Source organism: Gemmatimonadota bacterium (assembly GCA_022560615.1).
Taxonomy (GTDB): Bacteria; Gemmatimonadota; Gemmatimonadetes; order Longimicrobiales; family Gaopeijiaceae; genus UBA1138.
This window is the reverse complement of the sequence record JADFSR010000004.1, coordinates 48,009-72,290: the sequence shown is the minus strand read 5'-3', so window position 1 is coordinate 72,290 and position 24,282 is coordinate 48,009. Positions and strand designations below refer to the sequence as shown.

Here is a 24,282-nt window from a genome sequence, read left to right as displayed (position 1 = left end):
AAAACCGAAGACGAGGGCTCGACATGGAAGACCGGATGTCACGCAGGGCCGCACTCAAGGTGCTCGCGGCGGGCGCGGTTTTCGGCTGTTCGCCCGAGGGGGATGGGGACTCGGGCCCGCTCGCTCCGATCGTGGAGGGGGGAGCCGAGCCGGCGGACGCTTCCGACTACCAGGGAGCCGTTTCGTACCTAGCGACGGAGCAGCTGCAGGACATCCACGGGAACCCCGCGCCGGGAAGCATCTACGTTTACGGGGTCAAGGACGACGTCGTCCATTTCATCGACGGCAGGCGGGTGGGCGAGGACGGGTACTTCGAGCGGATTCCAATCCACGACCAGTACTCGAAGATCCTTCTCGCAGGCGTGATCTCCAGCGGTGTCACGGCGGTGACGAATGTCGTGAGCTTCACGCCGCTCATCGACTTCTCTCAAGACGAAGAATTCGTCGGGCCGCTCCGGTTCAAGGTCCTACGCAAGGACCAGATTCCTGAGGGGTTCGACCCGAGCCTGTTCACGAATTACCTCCAGAACTTGGACCCGGTGGGAGAGGATGGTCTGGGCGTGACCCATGCCTTTCAGTTCTCGGTCAAGGACGGCATGGTGACGGACGTCTCCGGTACCTACCTGAGGCCCTTCATGCCCGAGATACGCGACCAGTTCAAGCTGTTCATCCCCGAGATCAGCTTCAAGGGCTTTCCGTTGGCTGACCTCGGCGAGCGCGAGCACGTGGTGAGCCAGCTCGCACGGAATCTCCGCAAGTTCGTTCCCAATCTGGAAGTGGTGATCGATAAGATTGGGCGCACCGGTGGCGTGCGCTTAAACGCGGAGGGCGTGTACGAGATCGATCCGGGGTATTTCTTGATTTCGCTCGAGCGGCAGCAATGGCAGCAGCCGGACGGGTCCTCCGTCATTCCCATCGAGACCGCCATCGAGAGCGAATTCCAGGGAGAGCTGCGAGGGGCGTTCGGTAGCATCTTCATGACGAAGCGACTCTCCGTTGAACTGTTGGACAAGATCCTGGCGAAGGTAGCAGCGCGGTGCGTGGGGCTGACAGGAACCGCGCCCATGGCCGTTCCGCCGCATCTGACCATTCTGACGCACGGGCGCTTCTACCATGAGAGCCCCGACGAAGTAGCAGAGGCCGAGATCATGGCCTTCAAGCTGGCCAACGCGTACCCGGCCCGGCCCGGAAACGACAGACGGCGGCCTATCGAGGTTTTGGGGGACGCACTGCCTACTGAAGGGCAATCAGTGACGACGCTGTGGGGCGGAGCGGCCGCGGGCGTGTCGGCCCCTTCCAGGGGGACGATCGGCAGCGGGAGCGCCAGGGTAGCGCCAGTGCCGGTGCGGACCAACGCCCACGGCAGCTACGGACTTGCGGCGCGAGACCTAGCGACATGCCTCGAACAGAACTTCGAGGCTGCGGGACCGCTGATCTCGGCCCGGCGGGATTGAGGAGCAGAGAGCCGGCACACACGCCATCCCTGGCACACAGAAAGGCCCCGCGGCGTCGAAATCCGCCGCGGGGCCCCTGCTCGGGTCCTCGGGCTAACGACCCGGTACCATGATATGGGCGCCGCCCGTGCCTGCCGCCATGAGGTAGGCGCCACCTGCCTCGCGGGTGACCGGAAAGCCAGTGGATTCCGCGGTCGCGCCTGGCACGGCAATGGTGGTATGCATCCCGGCACTCGCCTGATCCGCGCCAGACATGGCCAACCACATCGAGCCGTACTCGACCGACGCGCGTGTGCCGTCCGCCTCCGCGGCAGTGATCATCGCGCGCTCTTCAGCGCCGTTGGCCGTCTCCACCCGGAAGCGCCGGTTTTGCGCAACTCTGTCGAGGTTCGCCTTGCTCGTGCACTGCACGGCAAAGGGCTGCCGGTCACGCTCATCGGACCGGTCGTAGCAGACCAGCTGGTTCGTCCCCTCCTTGAGGGTCTCGTACGTGTAATCGGCATTCCACTTGATGACTGTGGCGCCTTCCCTTGCCCTCGCGGGCGCCGCCGCCAACGCCGTTTCGATCGCGCTCTGCGCGTGCGCGGTCACCGAGACCGTGAGCAGACAGACGACGGCAAGGATGAAGCTCTTCATTGTGTTCCTCCACTCGTCCAGTTGATCCACACCTGACACCGGCAAAGAGTACACCGGCTACCCCGGGGGTCTCCACAGTTGGGTGGCACGAGAGAACCGTCAAGGCTGAAGTTCGAACCCGTGGTCAGTCACCGGCCGGCCCGGCCTCGCTCACGGCTCCGCGCCGGAGTGCCGCCCACTGGCCTCGCCTTGATTTCCGCGGTAGTCATTCGCCGTCCTTCTCCAGAATCCGGATCGGTCCTTGACATTGGAGCCCACTCCAACCCTTACCTTGATTCCATGCTGGAGCAGAAGCAGGTTGACTGACGCACGAGCAGGCGTCCGGTCGTGACGAGGGCAGTCGTCGGGATCGGCTTCGGCCTGGCCGTCAGCATTCTCCCTGTAGCGGCCCCTGTGGCGGCCCCTCTAACGGCCCAAGGGCACGGGCCCGTATACGGGCTCTCGACTCCAACGCTCGGACGCGGTGGCTGGAGCCTCGACGTCGCTGGAATGGGGCGCTTCTTCGACGGTGGTCAGACCGCCATGCTCCGCCCAATGCTCAGCTATGGGGTCACCGAAGACCTTCAGCTCTCGGCGTCGCTGCCCCTGCCCGTGGCACGCGACGACGACGCCCCCGCGGTGCGGGCCTTCATCCGGATGCCGGCTTCGCAGGACGCTGAAATTATGGTTGGCTGGCGGGTTCAGCGGCGCGGTACAGGCGTGGGGACCCGACAGGAAACGACACTTTGGTTCGCGGTGGACGTTCCCACCGACGCACGTCGCGACGGCCTCGAGACGGCGCCCGGGCTCTTCGGCTCGGTCGTGACCGGATACGCGTCCCGAGCGGTCTACGTCTGGCTCGGCGGTGCGTATCGGCGCTCCTTATCCGCCGGAAGCGACCAGCACCGGGCGGGAGACGTGACCATGGGGAGCCTGGTAGTCGGCTACCGACCGCCGTCGTTCCGAGCCGACTATCCCCACCCGGACTGGCGCATGTTCGTGGAAGTCGTCGGGGAGCGCGTCGGCCGCGACTCCGTGGGTGGCATTCGACGTTCCGATAGCGGAGGCCGTCAGCTCTATGTGGCACTCACGCTGCTGGGCCTCTACGGCTCATGGGGGCTTGCGGGAGGCCCCGCTTTCCCGCTCTATCAGTCGTTGAACGGAAACCAACGCGACGACGGAGTCCGCTTGGCGGTGAACGCCAGCTTCTGGTTCTGATCCTGAATCCTCAGAGGACAGCCTCATGCTCAGATCTACCCTCCTGGCGCTGGTCGCCGCCGCGGTGACGATAGGCTCGGCCGAGGCTCAGCTTCGATCTGTCGATCAGACGATCTACGGAATGGACTGAAGCGTGTGCGCCCACGCCGTGCGCGTGGCCGTGGAGAAGCTGGACGGCGTCGACAACGCGGAAGTGAGTCTCAACGACGGTCGGGTTCGTGTCCGGTTCGCACCGGGGAACACGGTGACGATCGCAGAGCTGCGTCGCACGATCCGCCATCAGGGCTTCACACCGAGAGAAGCGAAGCTCACGCTCTCGGCGCGCATCGAGATCCAGGCCGGAGCGCTGGTGGCGATCGTGCCTGGATCGGGAGTTACCTACGCCGTCACGGCTGACGGTGAGGTCCACCGGCGGCTGTCCAATAGCGCGGGCGGCACGGTGATCCTCGAAGGAGAGGTCGCGATCGATGAGGACGACCTGACGCCGGAGCGGATCGAAGTGACTGCGGTGGTTGGCGGTCAGTCGTGAGGCATGCCGGCTGAATCTGGTCTTACCACAGGAGCGCTCGCCGAAGCCGCGGGTGTCGGTCGCGAGACCGTGCGCTTTTACGAGCGGAAGGGTCTTCTTCCAGAGCCACCGCGCACCACGTCCGGGTATCGGGACTATCCGCTCGAGTCGGTAGGACGGCTGCGGTTCATCCGCCGAGCCCAGGGGTTGGGCTTCACTCTCGACGAGATCGCGGACCTACTGGCGCTTCGCGTCGACGAAGTCGCCGCGTGCGGCACCGTGGAAGCCCGGGCCCGTGAGAAACTCGCGAGTGTCGCCGACAAGCTGACTGAGCTGCGCCGCATGAAGAAGGCCCTGGAGCGCCTGGTCGATGCATGCCAGTCGCGCGAGCCCACGAGCGACTGCCCGATCCTCGAGGAGCTCGAAGAGCGCCAAGCGTCCGCCGAGCAACGAACCTCCCCTTGACCCTGTACTAGGGTACCGGGTGTAGGTTGATGGTGTGGAGCCGGATCGGGCGAGTCGGTCCCGGCTGATACGAAGACGTGCCGGAGGACGAGTTGAAGGATTCAATGAAGGCAGCGTTGCCCGGAGTAAGCGGGGTCGTCGCGGCAGCCGGCTCCGCGCTTTGCTGTGCCGGGCCCGTGCTCGCGGTGACCGTCGGCGTTTCGGGCGCTGGGCTCTCCGCCTTCGAGCCGTTACGCCCCTACTTCCTGGGCGCGACCGCTCTGTGCCTGGTGCTGGGCTTCGTGCTTCTCGACCGAGAGGAGAAGAGCGCCTGCGTCCCGGGCAAGCCGTGCGCAGACCCCGACGTACGCCGCCGCATGAAAGTGGTGCTTTGGATCGCGACCGGTGCGGCAGTGGTCTTGGCCACGTTTCCGCGTTGGCAGACACTCGTTTTTTAGACCCAGGAGAAGCCGAGCATGAGTTGGAAGGAATGGACAGCCGTCGGCGTCGTGATCGGCGTCGGGATCGTGATGCAGATCCCCAGCCACGGCGACGTGGCGACGGACCACGAGGCTTTGGGCCACGGAGAGATGCCCGCGGAAATGGCCGCGGCAACGGGCCTCTACCGCACGGTGGCGCTCGACGTCACCGGCATGACCTGAGACGGTTGTGCCTCAGCGGCCCGGGTGGCCGTGGAACGAGTAGAGGGAGTCCGTGAAGCGGTGTTCTCTTACGACCGTGCGGAGGGGTTCGTCACCTTCGACACGACGATGACGTCCCCGGAGGAGTTTCTCGCCGAGCTCGATCGAATGACGGACTTCAGTGGGACGGTTCGAGCCGACGCGGACTCGAATGCGACGTCGCACGAAGAGGCCGACGAGCACCCGAGCGGGAGTGGAAACGGCGGAACGAGTTGATGAGCTCCGACACGCAGGGAAGCTACGACCTGGCCGTGCTCGGCGGTGGCTCGGCCGGCTTCGCAGCGGCCATTCGCGCGGTTGAGCTCGGTGCCCGCGTGGCGATGGTGAACGAAGGAACGATCGGCGGTACGTGTGTGAACGTCGGCTGCATCCCGTCCAAGACGGTGATCCGCGCGGCCGAGGCACGGCACGTGCAGAGCCATCACGGCTTCGACGGTGTGGCGCGATCTGAGGAGCCAGTCGACTGGGCGCGAATTCGGGCCGGAAAGGACGACCTGGTGACCGCGCTCCGAACCGCGAAGTACGAGAACGTCCTGCGCGGCTACCCGGAGATCACACTCATCGAAGGCCGAGGGGTTCTGGACGAGGAGGGCCGGGTCCGTCTGTCGCACGGCACGCCGGTGCCCGGCGAGCGCGTTGTCGTCGCGACCGGCTCCTCTCCGTGGGCACCCGACGTCCCGGGGTTGGCCGGGGCGGGATATTTGGACAGCACCGCACTGCTCGACCTGGGTGAGCTGCCCGGCTCGCTTGCCGTCTTGGGCGCCGGGTCGGTCGGAGTCGAGCTGGCGCAGGCGTACGCGCGCCTCGGCGTACGAGTGACGATCCTGGCTCGCTCGCGCGTTTTGTCGACGGAGGACCCGGACGTCAGCGCAGAGCTGACGCGCCACCTGCGCGACGAGGGCATCGGAGTGGCCACCCACGTGACGCTAGAGTCCGTCGAAAGGACTGCCTCGGGACGCCTGATCCACTACCGTGCCGGAGATGCGGAAGCCACATCGCTCGAGGCGGACCAGATCCTGGTGGCCGCCGGACGCAGGCCCAACACGGACGCCATAGGCCTCGAGACCGCGGGCGTGGAGCTCGGGCCTTCGCTCGAGATCGTGGTCGACGCGGAGCTACGGACCAGCAACCCACGGGTTTTCGCAGGGGGCGACGTCACGGGCGGGCCGATGCACGTGTACGTGGCCGCCCGCGCGGCGAGCCTGGCCGCGGAGAACGCCTTGGGCGGAACGAAGAAGCTCGACCTCTCTGTGCTTCCGAGGGTGACGTTCACGAGTCCAGCGGTCGCTTCGGTCGGCCTCACCGAGCAAGAGGCCCGAGAGTCCGGGATGGAACCGCTCGTCTCGAAGCTCCCCCTGGAACAGGTGCCGAGGGCCCTAGCCGCCCGTGATACGCGCGGCTTCGTGAAGCTCGTGGCCGACGCCGCGACGCGGCGCATCGTGGGTGCGCACATCGTGGCCGCGGAAGCCGGTGAGATGATCATGGAACCCACGCTGGCGGTGAGATTCGGCCTCACGATCGACGACCTGACCTCGACGCTTCACCCCTATCTGACCTTGTCGGAAGGGATCAAGCTCGCGGCGCTGACCTTCGAGAAGGATGTCGCGACGCTTTCGTGCTGCGCGGTCTGAGCCGGCGCGAAGCAAGCGAACGGAAGCTACCGCCGGGTTGTCCGCCGAGTTGTCGAACCACCAAGTCATGTGGAGCTTCGACCCCGCCGGGACGAAGAGTGGTTCCTCGTACTCGTACAGGAACTGCCAGTTGAAGTCATAGTGCGGGACCCATAGTAGGGTCTCCCACTTCCCGTCCGGATACTCAAGTTCGTACTTCACGGCTTTGCCGCGAAAATGCATGTGCGGCCCCATCGAGAGCAGGTAGGTGTCCTCCTCGGTGTCGACCACGTAGTCGATCACGTCGCCCGCCTCGTAAAAGACAAAAGCCCCTTGGGTAAGATCCTCTACGCCCGTTCCCGGCCCGGCGGTCTTGTGATAGTGCATGTTGAGGGTGATGAACGGATCCTCGGGCAGAAGAACGCCCCAGCCCTCGGGATAGGTAAACGGCCCTCGGCCCGGGACACCGACACCCAGATGACTGGATACGATGTGGTGCACCCAAGGACCACCGGGGCGTAGCTCGGCCTTGGAGATCCACTTCGCCTCCGTGTGCTGGCCTTCCGGAACGGGCAGATAGACCGTCGGCTGCCAGTCGACGACGCTGTCGGGCACGTGAAGGGGCTCCGGGAACTCAACGATCAGATCTGGATCACCGATCCACCAGCCCGAGGGCGGCAGGGTCGTGCCCCCTACTCTTCCCTCTCCTAGGACTTCCGCGCCCGAATGCACGGGAGCGTCCGCCGGGTCCCCAGCGGGTGCACGGGCGTCGACCCAAGCAATGAGCGTTTGCTTCTCATCTGCCGAGAGATAGCGCTCGTCCTTGAACGTGCCCTGGTGCTGCTCGTGTGCTCCCCATGGGGGCATATATCCGGTTTCGATCGCCCGCTTGATTCGGGGCGCCCACCGGCGTGCCTCCTCATAGGTCATCAGCGACATCGGCGCCGTGATTCCGCCGACCTTCGGTCCATCTGGCTGGTGGCAGGCCAATCATAGAATCCCCCCGGATGTGACACCGCCCGCACTGCCTCAAACCAGGACCGAGCTCGCGGAAGCACCGGACGCCCGAGCACACATCAACCCACGCCGAGGGTAGTGGCTGGCGGTGACCATGCGCAAGCGTGAGGAGCCCCACCCGTCCTGTCCTTGCTCACCGCAAGAGCCCACTCTACCCTGGCTCCAGTCCGACACTCGAGTCCGATTTTCTATGGATCACGACGAACGCACCCGCAGAGAGTTCCTCACCACCTCCGGCTCCGCGATGGGTGGTGCATGGCTCCTTCGCTTCGCGCCGCTCATCGCGGTGACGCAGGCGTGCGCGTCGGACGCTATGCGCTCCGGTCTTCCCTTCACGACCTTGAGCGAGCGCGAGGGCGCGGACTTCGACGCGTTCGCGGCACGCATCGTGCCGACGGACGATACGCCCGGCGCGCGCGAGGCGGGTGCGGTCCACTTCGCCGACCGCGCGTTGCAGACCTTTCTGGACGAGCTGCTTCCCATCGTGCGAGACGGGCTCTCGAGCATGAATAGGCGGGTCGCCGACACATTCGGGGGAATCGGGGCGTTCGCGGACCTTTCCGAGGACCAGCAGGACGAGATCATCACGGCCGTCGAGCAGGAGGACCCGATTTTCTTTTCCTTCGCGCGCATCCTCGTGATCATGAGTCTGATGGCGGAACCGGAGTACGCTGGGAACGTGGACAGGGTCGGGTGGCAGCTCATCGGGCGCGGGAACGAGGCCGTCTTCCAACCACCGTTCGGCTTTTATGATCGAGACGAGCACGGTGAGCCGCCGGCGGGGGGGGCGGACCAATGATCCAGGAGATGGTGCGCTACCCGACGAGCGAAGAGGTCGACTTCGTCATCATCGGGTCGGGCGCGGCCGGAGGCGTTATCGCGAAGGAGTTGTCCACAAACGGCTTCTCCGTCGTGGTGATGGAGCAGGGTCCCTACCTCCGCCCCTTCCAGTTCGGTCACGACGAAGTGGACACTTTTTTTGGCGAGGGCTTAGACGGAAAGCTGGAGGACCATCCCCACTCGTTCCGAGCCAGCGCGGACCAAGACGCGGTGCCGGCGTCTTTCATGCCGAGCCTCTTCTACGCGAAGGCCGTGGGTGGGAGCACGCTCCACTTCGCCGCCAACTATTGGCGCCTCCGACCCGTCGACTTCCACGAGCGCAGCCTACTCGGGCCGATCTCGGGCACGACCTTCGCCGACTGGCCGCTCACGTACGACGAACTCGAGCCGTACTACACGAAGGTGGACTGGGAAGTAGGCGTGTCCGGCGAGCCGGGCCCGGGAGACCCGCGGAGGTCGCGTGGCTACCCAGTCCCGCCCATGCCCATCAAGTCCTCCGGCGTGCTGCTCCGTGACGGGGCCGAGCGCATGGGCTACACGTCGAAGCCCGCACCCCTGGCGATTTTGTCCCAGCCCTACAACGGGCGCGCCGCGTGCGTCCATTGTGGCTTTTGTTGGGGCCAAGCCTGCGAGGTGGGAGCCAAGTCGTCGACGCTTGCGTCGATGATCCCGGTCGCCGAACGGACCGGTCGCTGCGAGATCCGAGACCGCAGCGTTGTGACACGCGTCGAGACCAACGCGGCCGGCCGCGTCACCCGGGTGATCTATCTGGATCCGGACGGCGTCGAGCAGGCCCAGCCCGCCAAGGCGGTCGTGCTGTGCGCCAATGGTGCGGAAACGCCGCGACTGCTCTTTCTCTCCGAGTCGAGCCAGCACCCTCACGGACTGGCAAACTCCAGCGGGCTGGTGGGAAAGAACCTGATGTTCAACTACAACCCGATAACTTGGGCCCGATTCCCTGAGCCCCTCAACGAGTACAAGAGCGTCGTCGCGACCCGGGTCGTCATGGACTTCTACGAGTCGGACCCCAAGCGCGGGTTCTACGGCGGCGGGGGCATCGACGGGCGCGCCACCATCGGTCCGCTCTTCTGGGCCATGTTCGACAACCCGATGCCGGGGATGCCGTCCTGGGGGCCGGAGTTCAAGAAGCAGCTACGCTACTACAACTACACGATGGCCATCGTAGGGCACGGCACCTCGCTGCCCCAGGAGACGAATATGATCGAGCCGGACCCGGACCTGGTCGACGCTTGGGGTCGTCCGGGCATCCGCATGACGTACGCGGACCACGCGGACGATCTGGCGTTCGCCGGTTTCCTGCAGGAGAGAATGGGGGAGATCATGGAGGCGGCAGGCGCCGAGCAAGTCACGCCCCTCCCACTCGCTCCCTCGGCGGGGACCGCTCACCTCTTGGGGACCTGCCGAATGGGTAACGACCCCCGGTCGTCAGTGGTCGACCGCTACCACCGGGCTCACGACGTGGCGAACCTCTTCATATGCGACGGGAGCAGCATGGTAACGTCGGGCCGGGGCCAACCCACGATGACGATCCAAGCGCTGGCGTTCCGCGCGGCTGACTACATGACGGAGGCCGCGCGGGCGGGCGAAATCTAGCAGCCCGTGGTATGAAGTACAGCGGGCCGGGTTCCCTCGATCAGCGCCGTCCGATGTCCGCCGCCTCCGCCTCTCGGATCGTGGCCTTTGCGTCGTAGTCCAAGATGTAGCCACGCTCGAGGTTGGCCGCCACGGCAGCCCTCACCGCGGTGACGTACTCCGCATGCGTCGGATAAAGCGTCGCGAGCGTGGCCGCGCTGAACGGTTCGTTGGAGCCGTAGAGGCGACAGAAGCCCGACCCCGTGTTGATGCCGGTATTGGTCGCCGTCGGCACCGCATGCGCCGCGAGGCGGATGCCGCCGAGCGCGTTGCCATGCGCGTCTCGCGCGAAGACCGTCTCCGAGCCCGTTGGAGCGGCCTCGATGGAGGGCGCGGTCGGGGGCGCCGTGCCGTCGTCCACCCAGCGCACCAGTTGATCGAACGCCGCATGCATCACGTGCCGGAACGGAACCCGGCTGTAGACGGGTCGATCGCACACAAGATCGCGCAGCTGGGCCTGGGCCGGATCCCTCCCCTCGCTGACTGCGATGGCCTTGACGCGTTCCTGTCCGTAGAAGACGTCGACGTGGGACGAGCCGGCGACCTCCCACTGGCGGAACGTGTCGGTGTCCGGCTGCCGACTGCCCACGCGCCTCACCATGTCGGTCTCCGCCATCAGCTTCCAGATCTTTACATCCTGGTCGTCCCGGATTCGTCCACCCCCACCGTGCACGACGACCGCGTCGAAGACCGGATCCCTGGGGTGTACGTTGTTGAGATACACGGCGAGCCGCCCGGCCGACTGCGAATGCCCGGTCGCGAACAGGCGTTCGACCTCGAGACCTCCTAGAGGGTCGACCTCGCCCGGCTGGCGGACCACCCTGCCCATCGCCGTCAGGATGTCGTAGGAAAGAGCGTCGTTCTCGATCGTTCCCCCGGCGGTCACATCGAGGGTACCGTAGCGGGTGGGGCTCCACTCCCTCATCTGGTCGACTCCGACCCGCTGCGCGGAGAGGCCGATCCACGCATAGCCGCTGCGCATGAAGTGCTGCCCGACTTGCAGCCAGTCGATGTCCAGGTCACGTCCCGCCGTGACGTTGACCCACTCGATCACCACAGTGCCGTTGAAGTCTGCGGGATCGGCCGGGCGCCGGACGATGAAGCGCGTCTTGTACGGGTGTCCCCCGTCCACCACATCCGCCGTCTCCATCTCGGACGGCGTGTATCTGTTGGCGGTGCCCTCGATGAAGAATTCCTCCTCGATGTATCCGTGCCCGGCGAGGTCCATGCCCGACATCGAGAAGATGAAGTCGTGCGATGGGTCGCCAGGCGTGACGTTGACCGGAACCGGCCCGGTGACGGTCGCCGCGGGAGACTCTCCTGCCCTGAGACCGGCGCCCCTTACGCTCATACGCACGGAATAGAGCCCTGTCCGCGCAGTGATGAAGAGAGTTCTGCCGTCCTCGCCGCCGAATCCCACGTTGGCGGGCATTTCGGGAACCTGAATGATCTCGAGCTGCTCGCCGTCGGGGCTGTAGACCGTCACGCCCGCGCGCCACGTCAGGTAGAGATTGCCCCGCTCGTCCATGGTCATGCCGTCCGAGGCCTGGGGCGCGAACAGCTGCTTCGGACCTAGCGTAGCGTCGGCGCGAACGTCGAGTACGTAGGTCTCGCCGGACGTGTCGGCGACGTACAGCTTGGTGCCGTCCAGAGAACCGATGACACCGTTCGGTTTGCCCATGTCGCTCACGACGCGAGTGATCGAGCTCCGGTCCGGCGACACGTAGTAGACGTGTTCACCATCCTGCTCCACAGGGTATTCACCGAACTGGTACCGGGGATCCGTGAAGTAGAACCCGCCCCTGGCGTCGATCCACATGTCATTGGGACTGTTCAGCCTTTTTCCCTCGAAGCGCTCCACGATCACCGAAACGTTGCCCTCAGAATCCATGGTGGTCAGGCGCTGCGCGCTTCCCTCGGCCGCCATGAGATTGCCGTCACGGTCGAAGATCAGGCCGTTGGCTCCGCCCGTGCTCTCGCGCACGACGGAGAGCGTCCCATCCAGAGACCAACGATAGATCCGGTTCGCCGGGATATCCGTGAAGTAGATGTTTCCGAGGGCGTCCGCCGTGGGGCCTTCGGTGAACTGGAAGTCCCCGTGCAGCTTCTCGACCTGAGCACCCGGAGCAACGAGAGATTGAGCGTAGGCTTGCTGCGACATCGAACACGCCAACGCGAACGCCGCCATGACGAGAACCCGATGACGTGCACGCGTGGCTTGTCCCATGGTGGTGTCCTTGGCGAAGAGGGTGGCGGCGTAAAAGTGAAACGCTCACCCACTCGACGCTAGCCTGCAACGGATACCCTGGTGCGCACTCCTCGAGACACGTCTCTTCCAGCAACGGCACGCCGCAGGAGGGAGAGTCATGAGGAGAAGAATCAAGTCGCGGAGCATCTTTGGCATCACCTTCATCGCGACGGTGTCACTGGTCGGAGTGAGCGCTTGCGAGCAGGCCGGCAGGGAAATCCTGATCGATGACGACGACATCGGCGGGGTCGTCACCAGCCCCGACGGGCCGGAGGCCGGCGTGTGGGTCATCGCCGAGACCACCGACTTGCCCACGCCCTTCAACAAGATCGTCGTAACGGACGACGAGGGCCGCTACGTGCTCCCCGATCTGCCGAGCGCGACCTACGACGTGTGGGTGCGCGGCTACGGACTCGTCGATTCGCCGAAGCTCGAGGTCACGCCCGGCAGCATGCAAGACCTCACGGCGGTGGTGGCACCCGATCCGCACGCGGCGGCGCAGTACTACCCGGCCGGCTATTGGTTCTCCCTGATCAGCGTACCGGACAAGGATCAGTTCCCGGGCACGGGACCTGACGGGAACGGCATCTCTCCCAGCGTGGAGAGCCAGGCCGAGTGGCTCAGGAGCCTCAAGTCGGGTGGCTGTATGGCGTGTCATCAAATGGGCAACAAGGCGACTCGGGAGATTCCGCCCGAGCTCGGGGACTTCCCCTCGACCGTGGCCGCGTGGGATCGGCGCATCCAATCCGGGCAAGCGGGCGGTAGCATGGTAGGGGGTCTCAACAGGATGGGCCTGAGGGCGGCGCTGGAGATGTTCGGTGACTGGACCGATCGCATCGTCGCGGGCGAAGTGCCGCCCGCGCCGCCCCGGCCGTCAGGCGTAGAGCGCAACGTCGTCATTTCCCAGTGGGACTGGGCCGATCCGCAGGCGTACCTCCATGACGAGGCCTCCACCGACAAGCGAGACCCCACGGTCAATGCCAACGGGCCGATCTACGGCGCGCTCGAGGCCAGCGCGGACTACATTCCCGTTCTGGACCCCGTGCGCCACGCGGCGAGCCAGGTGCCGGTCCCGGTGCGCGATCCGAACACGCCCGTGGCGTCGGGGCCTCCGTTGATGCCGTCGCCGTATTGGGGGGACGAGGCGATCTGGGACAGCCGGGCCAACGTCCACAACCCGATGCTCGATCACCGGGCGCGGGTCTGGCTCACCTCCAGGATTCGGCCGGCTGCGAATCCGCCGTTCTGCCGGGAGGGCTCCGACCATCCGTCCGCGCAGCGCTTCCCGACCACTCGAACCGGCCGCAACCTCGCCATGTTCGATCCGGCGACCGAGGAGTTCAAGCTCATCAGCACGTGCTTCAGCACGCATCATCTGATCTTCGCGGAAGACGACGACCACACTCTGTGGACGAGCGGTGGCGGCCAGGTCATCGGTTGGCTGAACACCAGGATGTACGACGAGACCGGAGACGAAGAAGCGTCACAGGGCTGGTCTCCGCTCATCCTCGACACCAACGGGAACGGTGCACTGGACGAGTGGGTCGAGCCGGGTGAGCCGGTCGATCCTACCAAGGACAAGCGGATCACCTCGGGCTACTACGCCGTCGCCTTCAATCCGACCGACGGCTCGATCTGGGGCACGTCGTTGGGCTTCCCCGGAGGGGTCATCCGGTTCGATCCAGCAACGGGTCTCACGGAATTCTACGAGCCGCCGTGGGGCAACCCAGACGTTCCCGAACAGGGCTACTCGCCGCGCGGCGGGGACATCGACCGCGACGGCGTGATGTGGACCGCGCTGGCGAGCGGGCACATGGCGAGCTTCGATCGCAGCAAGTGCGCGGGGCCTCTCAACGGACCGACCGCGACGGGACAGCACTGTCCTGAGGGTTGGACGCTCTATCCGGAGCCGTTGCCACAGTTGAAGGGTCTGACCGACTCCGGCAGCGCAGAGTCCAGCTACTACACGTGGGTGGACCAGTTCAACACGCTCGGGCTGGGCGAGGGCGTGCCGATCAACACCGGCAATGGATCCGAAGGACTGCTCGCGCTGCGGGACGGGGAGTGGGTCGTGCTGCGCGTGCCTTACCCGCTCGGGTTCTACACCAAGTGGATGGATGGCCGCATTGACGATCCGAACGCTGGTTGGAAAGGAAAGGGCCTATGGGCGACGTACAGCACCCGGGCGCCTTTCCATCTCGAGACCGGCAAGGGCACTTCGAGCAAGGTCGTGAAGTTTCAGCTGAGGCCCGACCCGCTCGCGCGGTAGTTAGTTAGAGGTCTCACGGAGGGAGAACGATGATCCGACGACGCGAAGTACTCATCGGTGCAGCAGGGTTGACGCTCATCTTGGTGCTGGCAGTGGCCTCGGCGTGCTTGGATGAGCGCGCTGAGGAAGCTCAGTTGGGGGGCGTCGAGGTCCCTCTCTTCGAGGTCGATCCGCTGTGGCCCAAGCCACTGCCCAACCACTGGATCCTCGGCTCCACGATCGGCGTGTCGGTGGACTCTCGCGACCACATCTGGATCATCCACCGACAGACCACCTTCAACGTGAACAACGAGCTCGGCGCGACCCTCGATCCGCCTACCACCGAATGCTGTGTTCCCGCGCCGAACATCCTGGAGTTCGATCTAGAGGGGAATCTCGTAGGCTCGTGGGGAGGACCGGGTGAGGGCTACGATTGGCCCCAGTCCAACCACGGCATCACGGTCGACGCCATGGACAACGTCTGGATCGGTGGGAACGGCGCGAACGACTCGCACATCCTGAAGTTCACGCGGGACGGAACGTTTCTCATGCAGTTCGGCCGGCCGGGAATGAGGGCTGGAAGCAACGACACTGAGCACTTCTGGAGGGTTGCGGAAGTCACGATCGACGCCGAAGAAAACGAGGCGTACGTCGCGGACGGGTACGGCAATCGCAGAATCGCCGTGCTCGACGCTTCCACCGGAGAGTTCAAACGATACTGGGGCGCGTACGGCAATACGCCGGACGACTCGCCGCTCCCGCCGTACAGCCCGGATGCACCCCCAGCCCAGCAGTTCCGCAGCCCGGTGCACTGCGCTCAGATCTCGCACGACGGGTTTGTCTACGTGTGCGACCGAGCGGGCGACCGCATCCAGGTCTTCCAGCGAGACGGCACCTATGTCACCGAGGCCTTCGTCGCGCCGGAGACACTGGGCTCTGGCTCGACTTGGGACATCGCCTTCTCACGCGATCCCGAGCAGCGATTCCTCTACCTGGCTGATGGCTCCAACAAGAAGATTCACGTCCTCGACCGCGCGTCGTTGGAAGTGCTCACGACTTTCGGTGACGGTGGACGTCAGCCGGGCCAGTTCTACGGCGTGCACAGCATCGCGACGGACTCGCAAGGCAACCTCTACACGACGGAGACCTACGAGGGCAAACGGCTGCAGAAGTTCGTGTTCATGGGCCTGGGCACCGCTCCCCGCGACCAGGGTGTGGTCTGGCCGACTCGCGACTGAAGCGACGCCTCCGCCCGACTCGGATGACGAGGCTCCGGCTCAGGGCGCCGGTGTCAGAATAGCGAGCACGATCAAGCGATCGTCGCTCGTGTTGCGGATGCCGTGCGGGACGCCGTCGGGGGCGACGAGCATCACGCCGGCCTCCATCTCGACCTCGCGGTCCTCGAGCAGGAAGAGTCCCCGGCCTTCGAGCACGTGATAGATCTTGTCCATGCCCTTGTGGGCGTGGAGCCGATGTTCCTGGCCGGGCTCGAAGGCGTTCAGCCCGACGAGCACGCGCTCCGACCTGAAGATCGTGCTCTTGCCCATCTTCTCGGAGTCGAAGACGGCTTTCGATTCCGGTCGAATCGCTTCAGGGTGCGTCATCGTGACAGGGCCTTGGGGACTGGTTTTCGCGGGTCTACCTGAGCGCCAACGCGATGAGACCTGTCTCGTCGCTCCTGCCGAAGGCCACCACGATATACTGACGGCCCGCCGCCATATAGGTCATGGGGGTCCCTGTCGGCGTTGACGGCAGCTCGATCGTGTGAAGGGTCTCGCCCGTCGCCTTGTCCAGCACCAGCAGAGCCGGGCCACCGGCCGCCCCGTCGCGGGCACCGCCATGACCGATGAACAGCAGCGTCTCGGTCAAGAGCGGACCTGTGAACGCACCTCCGCCCAAAGGCCCGGGATCCGGTATTCCCATGTCGATTACGCGGGCACGGATTCCGTCGCCGAGAGGGATCTGCCAAACATGATCCCCCGTATTGAGGTCGATGGCGGTCAGCCGCGCGTACGGCGGCTTGACCAGCGGCAACCGCTGCGGGCCGAGAGGGGAACCGCCCCGCCCTCTCATGTACCGGAAGTCCGACCGCGCGGAATCTGCCTCCACCAGCCGAACCGTGATCGGGCTCGTTCGCGACGGCACGTACAACATGCCGTTCGACGGATCGACCGCCGCGCCCTGCCAGTTCGCGCCCCCCCCCCAACCGGGCAGGTTCAGCGTTCCCTTTTGTGACGGCGGATGGAACAGCCCACCATGGTCGGAGTTCTCGAGAAGAGCCTCCGCCTCGGCGCGGAGTTCGGGTGTGAAGTCTATGAGATCATCGACCGTAATCCCCTGTCGCTCGAACGGGGCGGGTCGCGTCGGGAACGGTTGTGTCGGGGACAGCCGCTCTCCCGGAACGGTCGACGGAGGGACCGGACGCTCCTCGATCGGCCAAACGGGCTCGCCCGTGACCCGATCGAACACGTATACGAAGCCCTGCTTGGTCACCTGCGCCACGGCCTTGATGCGCCGGCCGTCCACGGTGATGTCGATCAGCGTCGGCGCCGCCGGGATGTCATAGTCCCACACCCCGTGGTGCACGAACTGGTAATGCCACACGCGGCGGCCCGTCGCCGCCTCGACGGCCACCAGGCTTTCGGCGAACAGGTTGTCCCCGAGGCGGTGGCCACCGTACCAGTCGTTGGTCGGCGTGCCGATCGGCAGGTAGACGTACCCCAGCTCTTCGTCGGCACTCATGATGGTCCAGACGTTCGTATTCCCGGTGTATTGCCAGGAGTCGTTCTCCCAGGTGTCGTTACCTGGCTCCCCCGCCTGCGGCACCGTGTGGAAGATCCACCGCCGCTCTCCCGTGCGTACGTCGAAGGCACGGACGTCACCCGGCGGCGCGGTCATGTAGCGCGGACCATCCGAGATCGAGGACCCGATCACGACCACGTCACCGACGACCAGCGGCGGGGACATGACCTGATAGCTACGTCCGGACACCTCGCGCCGAAGCCCCGCGGTGAGATCGATGCTCCCCTCACTGCCAAAGTCTGCGACGGGCTCTCCTGTGGCGGCGTCCAGCGCCCACAGACGCGCATCGCCGGTGGCGAGGAAGATCCGGCTCTCCCCACCACCGGCCCAATGCGCTACGCCACGCGAGTTGAACCCGAGATTGGTGGGGCGACCCGCCTCATAGCTCTTCGGGTCGAACACCCAGAGTTGCTCGCCGGAAGCCGCGTCTATCGCGGCCACGAGGCTGAGCGAGGTCCGGATGTAGAGCACGCCGTCCACCATGATCGGCGTTGCCTTGAAGGCGGCAGGGCTGAGACCCGAGTCCGCCCCGAAGGCGGCAGAGCTGGGAGCTGGGTTCTCCCCAGCCAAAGCGTTGTCCGGCGAGCGCCACTGCCATAGGACGCTCACCTGATCGACGTTGCGCTCATGGATCTGATCCAGCGCCGAGAACTTCGTGCTCCCTGCATCGCCGCCATAGACGGGCCACTCGCCGTCGGGTGCGCCCTGCTGTGCACCAAGAGTCGCGGGAAGGGCGGCGAGACAGAGCGTGAGGAACAGTCTCATGATCGGCGTCGCCTCCCGTAGTCCGGTCGATAGTTCCGGTGGCACTGGACGCAGGACTGGTAGAGCTGATCGTTCAGCTCGGTGAGCGCCTCCACGTCCTTTTCTTTCGCCGCCCAAAACGCCGCTTCGCCGACGTCGAGCAAGAGCTTGGCGTCCTTCATCCACTGCTCGCGGCCTTTTGCCCGGCTCGGCATCATCAGCAGGTTGGCGGACTCAGCCAGCATCAGCGACGTACCCTCGAGTTCCGTCCATTCGGCGGAGGTGGTCGGGGTCCGCGTGGTGATGTAGAAGATCGCGTCCGAGGCCGGGTAGATGATCTGTACCATGAGGTCGCTCATCGTCCCGATGCGCCGCGCGACGGGAACCGAATCCAGCTCCTCAGGCACTGCCTGGGCCGCGAGTGCTTGTGGACCGGCAGCACCGACGAGGCAAACCGCCACGGACAAGAACAACGTCGTCCGCCCCTTTGAAGTGCCGCAGGGGGAAGTGCCGCACGGGGAAGTACCGTACAGGCGACTCATGCGACCCTGTCCCGCAAAGTCCCGCAAAATCGGTGCGTCAGCATCTCCCAGGGTCGGACCCGCGCGACCGGGCCTCTGCGCCATCGTCAGGCGCGCCGGTACCCGACGAGCCCAGGAAGAACTTCCTGCCGTCCGGGAACGTGACGTCGCGGCCGTTGGCTCGCTTGAGCGTGTGGTCCTTCGTCTGAAAACCGTCGACGACGAGCACGGTCCCAATGGGCAGGCACTCGCGGCGGAGCCCGCGGCGCACGAGCACATTGGGCGTGCCGCCCTCGACCATCCACACCTCCTTCGAGCCATCTTCCGTTGTAATCTCGATGTGAATCCACGAGTGCGGGTTCACCCACTCGAGCTTCACGATCGGTCCCTTGAGCTGAATGGGCGCGTCCGCGTCGAACTCCGCGCCAAAGGCGTGATGTGCTACCGCCGGGACCGCGTACACGAGAAGCGCCAGGGCGCCGAATGCTGCTGTCCAAAAAACCGATTTTGATCGCATGATGCTCACCTCTGTTCGGGCCGGTTTCCCTGCTTTTGGTTTCCCTGCTTTTCTTGATAGCGTGCGCCCCGCATGATGTTGTCGAGAGCGTAGTTCCCCTCGTGACACGCATACTCGTACAGGAGGTCGTCGAACGCCTTGAACGGGATCTCCCCGCCCCAGGGGCGCGTATACGTCTCGGGATCGTCGATCGTGAACTCGTAGAGGATGGTCTCCTCGTCGACCCGGGTGAAGCGCTCGGTCACCTTCCGATGCTTCGAGGGCGGGACTCCGCGGAACGTCTGCCGGGGATTGATATTGCTCGTCTCGACCACGAGCGCGTCACCCTCCCACCGTCCCCACGAGTCGCCCATCCACGGACGCATATGATCCGGCAGCCGATCGGGTTCGCCCAGCCGGATGATGCGCACGTCGTGGACCATCTCCGTCACGATCATCACGTAGTCGGCGGTCTGCACGATCGTGTAGTTGTTGTTGTAGAAGTTGTTGGGGATCATCGGGGGGCCGGCACTCGACCCGAACGACATGATGCAGCGCTCGCCGAGCGGACGATTCTCCGGGTTGTCGTACTGACCGAATTGGTCCCTGAAGGCCCGGTAGTCAGAGATCCTCTTCTCACCTTCGAGCGTCATGGGCGGCATGCGCCCATCGGGCGGATTCGTGAGCAGCGAGCTCCTCGCTTCCCCGTTGACGAAGGCAACGATCTTGCCGCGATCGATATAGACGTTGTTGTAGCCACCGGTCGAGCCGCCCGCCTCCGGCGGCGGCCGGTCCGGGTCGCTCGGCCGGGCGCCTCTCTCGACTCGCGCAGCCGCCCGACCTTCGAGCGTGGCGACCTCATCCGAGGTGAGAACGGGGCCCTTGCCTTCTTCCCGCTGGAACGGAGTGACCGTCACGTTGGTCCAGTTCCCCTGCAAGTCCGGATGACCATCGGCCGTCCGCGGCACAACCCAATGCCCGGCGTCGCGGGCCTGGGCCTGCGCCGCCGCCTGCGAAACCATCCCGAGGAACGCGATCGCGACGCACAGCGCGAGGAGCAAAGTCGAGTATCTCATGCTCATCTCCCATAGTCCGAACGGATGTGATTCTCAACCTTCGAATCCGCCGCACCCCGCGAATATGTGGCGCTGTCGCCCGTCAGGCCAGTTCCGTCCGAGAACGCCTCGATCCCTTGCCGCGGCGCCACGCCGTGGGTATTGATTGAAGTTGGCGTTGCTGCGCTTGGGCAGCGCCCAGCCGGCACACGAGACCCTCCCCACAGGAAGGTGCTGAGATGCGAGTTGCGAGCCCTCCCAGACTCCTCGATTCTGCCTTGTTCATCCTTGTGGCGTTCGTCGTGCAGGCCTCGGCTGGACCGTTGACCGCCCAGGTGACCCAAGTCGCTTCGGCCGATCCAACACCAGGGGTGACGCTCGACGCTCCCACGTTCTACGCCGACGTTCTCCCCATCATTCACGAGAACTGTGCGTCATGCCATCAGCCCTCCGGACTGAACATGGGAGGCAACGTCGCGCCGTTCTCCCTGCTCACGTATGAGGACGCGAGGCGACGGGCGCGTAGGATCGCAGCGGCGGTGAAGGAAGGCCGGATGCCGCCTTGGTCTGCCGCGGACGTACACAAGGGAACGTTCAAGAACGAGCGCATCCTCGAAGACGAGGAGAAGGCGACGCTGATCGCGTGGGCAGAGGGAGGCACCCCGGCCGGGGATCCGGCCGTCGCGCCACCCGTGCCGGAGTTCCTCACGCTGGCTGCGGCATTGAACGGTTGGTCCCAGGGAGAGCCCGATCTCATCATCGAGTTTGATGAGGACTTCTGCCTGGACGACGACCTCAGGGATATCTACGTCAATCTCCCCGCGCAGATCACCGCGGAGATGCTTCCCGAAGACCGCTGGATCAAATCGGTCGAGTACCGTAACGGGCCGGCGGTCCACCACATCATTTCCGCGGTCGGGGGTCTGGTTCCAGGGGCCGCGCCTCGTGTGTACGAGGAAGGCTATAGTCGGGTGATGCGAGCGGGGCCGAGAGAGGTCATGTTCAACATGCATTTCAACAAGGAGCCGGGACCTGGCACGGCGCTTTGCACGAACATCCAGGCGGGGATCATCTTCAAGGAGCCGGGTGAGGTGATCCGCCACGTCACGGGCGGCGACGGTCTCTTCATACGCCCCATCTTGATCCCGGCCGGGGCTGAGAGCTACTCCGCATCGCGGGAATATGTGTTCGAGGAAGACGTCGAGATCCTGAGCTTCATGCCGCACATGCACCTGCGCGGGAAGGCTGCCCAGTACGAGATCACGTACCCGGACGGTCGGCACGAGACGCTTCTGCACGTGCCCAACTACGCCTTCAACTGGCAGCACACGTATAAGTTCGCAGAGCCGCCCAAGGTGCCGGCTGGCTCGACGCTCCGCTTCACACTCTGGTGGGACAACTCGGAGAACAACCCGAACAACCCGGATCCGACCGTCGACGTGAAGTGGGGTCGGCCCACGCACGCAGAGATGTCCCAGGGTTACATGAGCTTTCGAAAGCTGGAGAAGACCGATTTCGTAGTGGGCGATGGGAATTTCCCGGATCCCCCGAGGGACCGCGGAAGGGGTGGAGGCCAGTAAAAAGCCTCCAGTAAAAGCCAAGCGGACGCCGCGAGACGTCCGAGCCCCGGCTCCCCCATCGGGAGGTCGGGGCTTTTCTGCGCCCTACTACTCGTTCCGTAGCGCAACGACCGGGTCCACTCGGGTCGCTCGGATCGCGGGGAGCCAACTCGCCGCGAGAGCGGTGAGCAGGAGCGCAAGCGGCACGCCTCCGAACGCCACCAGATCGAACGGGGAGACGCCGAAGAGAAAGAAAGCGAGGAGTCGCGTGGCCGCCGACGAGATGATCAAGCCAGCGACGATGCCGATCCCGGCCATGGTGAGGCCTTGTCGCACGACCAGCGCACGCACATTGCGGCGGTCGGCTCCCAGGCTCTGCCGAATCCCCATCTCCTGCGTCCGGCGGGCGACCGAGTACGCCATGACCCCGTACACGCCCACCGCCGAGAGCACGAACGCGATGAGCGCTAAAACGGCCAATACCTTCGCCATTGCAACGTTCCCGGAGAGCCTCTCGTCGAGCACGTCGCGCAGCGTCCTGAAGTCGTAGACGGCTTGCTCGGGATCGATGCCGCGGACGGTCTCGCGAACCGATGCCGCAATCGTAGCGATGTCCCGATCAGATCTCACCATCAGGATCGGATTCCGCCATGTCCGCTGAGCCAGGGGGGCGTAGACCATCACGCCCGGTGGGCTGTCCGGGCCCAAGTCTCGAGTGTCCGGTACGACTCCCACGATCTCAGAGTCCGTCTCCCAGATGTGGACGCGCTCCCCGAGCGGCGAACGACCTTCCCAGTGCCGGTTTGCGAACGTCTCGTTCACAACGATGACGGGGGCGGTGTCGTGCTGATCAGCATCGGCGAGAGCTCGCCCCCTCGAGAGCTCGATCCCCATGACGCCGAAGTAGTCCGGTGAAACGTACCGCACGTTCACAACCGGCTCGCGTCCCGGCTCCGGCGGGTCGTCTCCCGACACCGTGTAGGTGGCGGCCGTGTTGCCCTGCATCGGTCGTAGGTTCGCTGCGGCGACGAGCTCCACGCCGGGCACGCCAGCGAGGCGCTCCAGCACGGTCTGGTTGAAGGCCCTGAGGTCCTCGGGCTCCGGATACTTCGCCTCCGAAAGCGACAGCTGCATCGTGGCGACCTCGTCCAGGTCGAAGCCGAGCTCGTTCGCCCGAATCTGCGCGAACGCCTTCACGAGAAGGACCGCCGAGATGAGCAGGACGACCGAGAGGGCGATCTCGGCCATGACCAGCCCGTTCCGAATGCGTCCCCCCCGTCGACTCGTGCCCGACCGGCCGCCCGCCCCGAGCGAGTCACGGAGGTTGGTCATGCTCGTCTGCAGGGCCGGAGCCAATCCGAAGAGCACGCCTGCCAGCGCGGTTATGCCACCAGTGAACGCGAGCATGCGCGCGTCGAGCGCCAGCCGGTTCACACCAGGAACGTCGGGCGGGAAGATCCCGCGAATGCCCTCCATCCCGATATAAGCGATCCCCAGCCCCACGGTGCCGCCGATCAGTGCCAAGATCAGGCTCTCCGTCAGGAGCTGGCGGATGAGGCGACCCCGACCAGCCCCGATCGCCGCTCGCAGCGCGATCTCGCGCTCGCGGTCGGCGCCCCTCGCCAGGAGCAGGTTCGCGACGTTGGCGCACGCGATGAGCAAAACGAAGAAGACCGCGGCACCCCCGATCAGCGTCCCCTCGCGGAAGCCCTCGTCGAACCACACGTCCTGAACGGTCCGCACCTCGACCCCGACCTCCGCATTCGAATCGGGGAACTCGTCAGCGAGTCTGGCGGCGATCCCCGAGAGCTCCGCCCTTACCCCTTCCAGCGACGACGCGGATGCGATCCTGCCCAGGACCTCGAGGGAGCGGTCCCCCCGCCGCTCCTCGCCGCTGAAGCGGAGCGGGATCCAGATGTCCTGTCGCTGACCGAACTGGAAGTCCTCGGGCATGATCCCGACGATCTCGGTAGGCTCTCCGTCGAGGGAGAGCACGCGACCCACGACAGTCGGATCGCCGCCGTACGTCTGCTGCCAGACCTCGTTGGCCAGAATGGCGACGCGCGGCGCTCCGATGCGCTCTTCGTCCGGACCGAAGCTTCGGCCCAGTTGCGGGCTCTCACGCAGGATGTCGAAGAAATTCCAAGAGACGGCCAGCCCGTCGAGGCGGGTGGCGCCATCGGCCGTCGTGAGGTTCAGGCCGGCGCCGGTGTACGCCGCGAGCTCGACCGTCCGTGCGGCGGCGCGCCAATCCCGAAAGTCACCGGGAGAGCTGCTCGACGTCGACGCGCGTGCCTCATTCGTCGACGACACCAGGACCAGGTCGTCCGAGTCCTCGAACTCGAGAGGCCTGAACATGAAGGTGTCGATGGCGCTGAAGACCGCCGAGCTGGAGCCGATCCCAAGCGCAAGCGACGCCACCGACGCTACCGCCAACATGGGGCTCTTGATCAGCGAGCGAAACGCGAAGCGGATGTCTTGGAGCAACTGATCCATGGATGATCCCGGAGGGACTCTATAGTTTCCTTTTCCGAGCAGCCCCCTAAACT

At 65.3% G+C, this 24,282-nt stretch carries 21 protein-coding genes; 13 read left to right on the top strand and 8 right to left on the bottom strand.

The window, feature by feature from the left end:
- Positions 1–23 precede the first annotated feature (23 nt).
- Positions 24–1,454 (top strand): hypothetical protein, encoded by a 1,431-nt coding sequence (locus tag IIB36_03995; GenBank protein ID MCH7530909.1) that lies wholly within the window; start codon positions 24–26, stop codon positions 1,452–1,454.
- A gap of 93 nt (positions 1,455–1,547) precedes the next feature.
- Here IIB36_03995 and IIB36_03990 read toward each other — a convergent pair whose 3' ends face one another.
- A complete protein-coding gene (locus tag IIB36_03990; GenBank protein MCH7530908.1) occupies positions 1,548–2,090 on the bottom strand; it encodes a hypothetical protein in 543 nt (180 codons plus the stop codon).
- A gap of 327 nt (positions 2,091–2,417) precedes the next feature.
- On the opposite strand from IIB36_03990, the gene IIB36_03985 reads away from it, so the two are divergent.
- From IIB36_03985 to IIB36_03945, 9 genes are all read left to right on the top strand, one after another.
- Positions 2,418–3,287: a hypothetical protein gene (locus IIB36_03985; protein MCH7530907.1), complete on the top strand. Its 870-nt coding sequence runs from the start codon at positions 2,418–2,420 to the stop codon at positions 3,285–3,287.
- 133 nt (positions 3,288–3,420) lie between these two features.
- Entirely contained in the window at positions 3,421–3,816 is a 396-nt protein-coding gene (locus IIB36_03980; GenBank protein ID MCH7530906.1) for a heavy-metal-associated domain-containing protein, read from the top strand.
- Positions 3,817–3,819: 3 nt separating this feature from the next.
- A complete protein-coding gene (locus IIB36_03975; protein ID MCH7530905.1) occupies positions 3,820–4,260 on the top strand; it encodes a MerR family DNA-binding protein in 441 nt (146 codons plus the stop codon).
- 92 nt (positions 4,261–4,352) lie between these two features.
- Positions 4,353–4,697: a mercury transporter MerT gene (locus IIB36_03970; protein MCH7530904.1), complete on the top strand. Its 345-nt coding sequence runs from the start codon at positions 4,353–4,355 to the stop codon at positions 4,695–4,697.
- 18 nt (positions 4,698–4,715) lie between these two features.
- A complete protein-coding gene (locus IIB36_03965) occupies positions 4,716–4,901 on the top strand; it encodes a hypothetical protein (protein MCH7530903.1) in 186 nt (61 codons plus the stop codon).
- A gap of 60 nt (positions 4,902–4,961) precedes the next feature.
- Positions 4,962–5,156 (top strand): hypothetical protein, encoded by a 195-nt coding sequence (locus IIB36_03960; protein ID MCH7530902.1) that lies wholly within the window; start codon positions 4,962–4,964, stop codon positions 5,154–5,156.
- Positions 5,156–6,571 (top strand): mercury(II) reductase, encoded by a 1,416-nt coding sequence (gene merA, locus IIB36_03955; protein MCH7530901.1) that lies wholly within the window; start codon positions 5,156–5,158, stop codon positions 6,569–6,571. Before IIB36_03960 ends, merA begins: the two co-directional genes overlap by 1 nt.
- Before the next feature lie 1,186 nt (positions 6,572–7,757).
- Positions 7,758–8,366, top strand: a complete 609-nt coding sequence (locus IIB36_03950; protein MCH7530900.1) for a gluconate 2-dehydrogenase subunit 3 family protein — start codon at positions 7,758–7,760, stop codon at positions 8,364–8,366.
- The gene (locus IIB36_03945; GenBank protein ID MCH7530899.1) at positions 8,363–10,021 is read left to right on the top strand and encodes a GMC family oxidoreductase; all 1,659 of its coding nucleotides are present in this window, start codon (positions 8,363–8,365) and stop codon (positions 10,019–10,021) included. The genes IIB36_03950 and IIB36_03945 overlap by 4 nt, the downstream gene beginning before the upstream one ends.
- Before the next feature lie 40 nt (positions 10,022–10,061).
- Here IIB36_03945 and IIB36_03940 read toward each other — a convergent pair whose 3' ends face one another.
- Positions 10,062–12,287, bottom strand: a complete 2,226-nt coding sequence (locus IIB36_03940) for an SMP-30/gluconolactonase/LRE family protein (GenBank protein ID MCH7530898.1) — start codon at positions 12,285–12,287, stop codon at positions 10,062–10,064.
- A 139-nt stretch (positions 12,288–12,426) separates the two neighbouring features.
- Between IIB36_03940 and IIB36_03935 the strand changes: the two genes are divergently transcribed.
- Together IIB36_03935 and IIB36_03930 are read left to right on the top strand one after the other, a co-directional pair.
- Complete coding sequence (locus tag IIB36_03935; GenBank protein ID MCH7530897.1) at positions 12,427–14,577, top strand: carboxypeptidase regulatory-like domain-containing protein; 2,151 nt, start codon at positions 12,427–12,429, stop codon at positions 14,575–14,577.
- A gap of 92 nt (positions 14,578–14,669) precedes the next feature.
- Entirely contained in the window at positions 14,670–15,794 is a 1,125-nt protein-coding gene (locus IIB36_03930; GenBank protein MCH7530896.1) for a hypothetical protein, read from the top strand.
- 39 nt (positions 15,795–15,833) lie between these two features.
- On the opposite strand, the gene IIB36_03925 is transcribed toward IIB36_03930, so the two are convergent.
- The 5 genes from IIB36_03925 to IIB36_03905 all read right to left on the bottom strand — a co-directional run bounded on the left by IIB36_03925 (position 15,834) and on the right by IIB36_03905 (position 20,195).
- Positions 15,834–16,160, bottom strand: a complete 327-nt coding sequence (locus tag IIB36_03925) for a cupin domain-containing protein (protein MCH7530895.1) — start codon at positions 16,158–16,160, stop codon at positions 15,834–15,836.
- 34 nt (positions 16,161–16,194) lie between these two features.
- Positions 16,195–18,123 (bottom strand): pyrroloquinoline quinone-dependent dehydrogenase, encoded by a 1,929-nt coding sequence (locus IIB36_03920; GenBank protein ID MCH7530894.1) that lies wholly within the window; start codon positions 18,121–18,123, stop codon positions 16,195–16,197.
- Positions 18,120–18,569, bottom strand: a complete 450-nt coding sequence (locus tag IIB36_03915) for a hypothetical protein (GenBank protein MCH7530893.1) — start codon at positions 18,567–18,569, stop codon at positions 18,120–18,122. Before IIB36_03915 ends, IIB36_03920 begins: the two co-directional genes overlap by 4 nt.
- A 112-nt stretch (positions 18,570–18,681) precedes the next feature.
- Positions 18,682–19,140: a hypothetical protein gene (locus tag IIB36_03910; GenBank protein ID MCH7530892.1), complete on the bottom strand. Its 459-nt coding sequence runs from the start codon at positions 19,138–19,140 to the stop codon at positions 18,682–18,684.
- Positions 19,141–19,145: 5 nt separating this feature from the next.
- Positions 19,146–20,195 carry a hypothetical protein gene (locus IIB36_03905; GenBank protein MCH7530891.1) on the bottom strand — a complete coding sequence of 350 codons (1,050 nt, stop codon included), beginning with the start codon at positions 20,193–20,195 and terminating at the stop codon, positions 19,146–19,148.
- Positions 20,196–20,452: 257 nt separating this feature from the next.
- On the opposite strand from IIB36_03905, the gene IIB36_03900 reads away from it, so the two are divergent.
- Entirely contained in the window at positions 20,453–21,754 is a 1,302-nt protein-coding gene (locus IIB36_03900) for a hypothetical protein (protein MCH7530890.1), read from the top strand.
- 87 nt (positions 21,755–21,841) lie between these two features.
- Here IIB36_03900 and IIB36_03895 read toward each other — a convergent pair whose 3' ends face one another.
- Complete coding sequence (locus tag IIB36_03895; GenBank protein ID MCH7530889.1) at positions 21,842–24,229, bottom strand: ABC transporter permease; 2,388 nt, start codon at positions 24,227–24,229, stop codon at positions 21,842–21,844.
- Positions 24,230–24,282 lie beyond the last annotated feature (53 nt).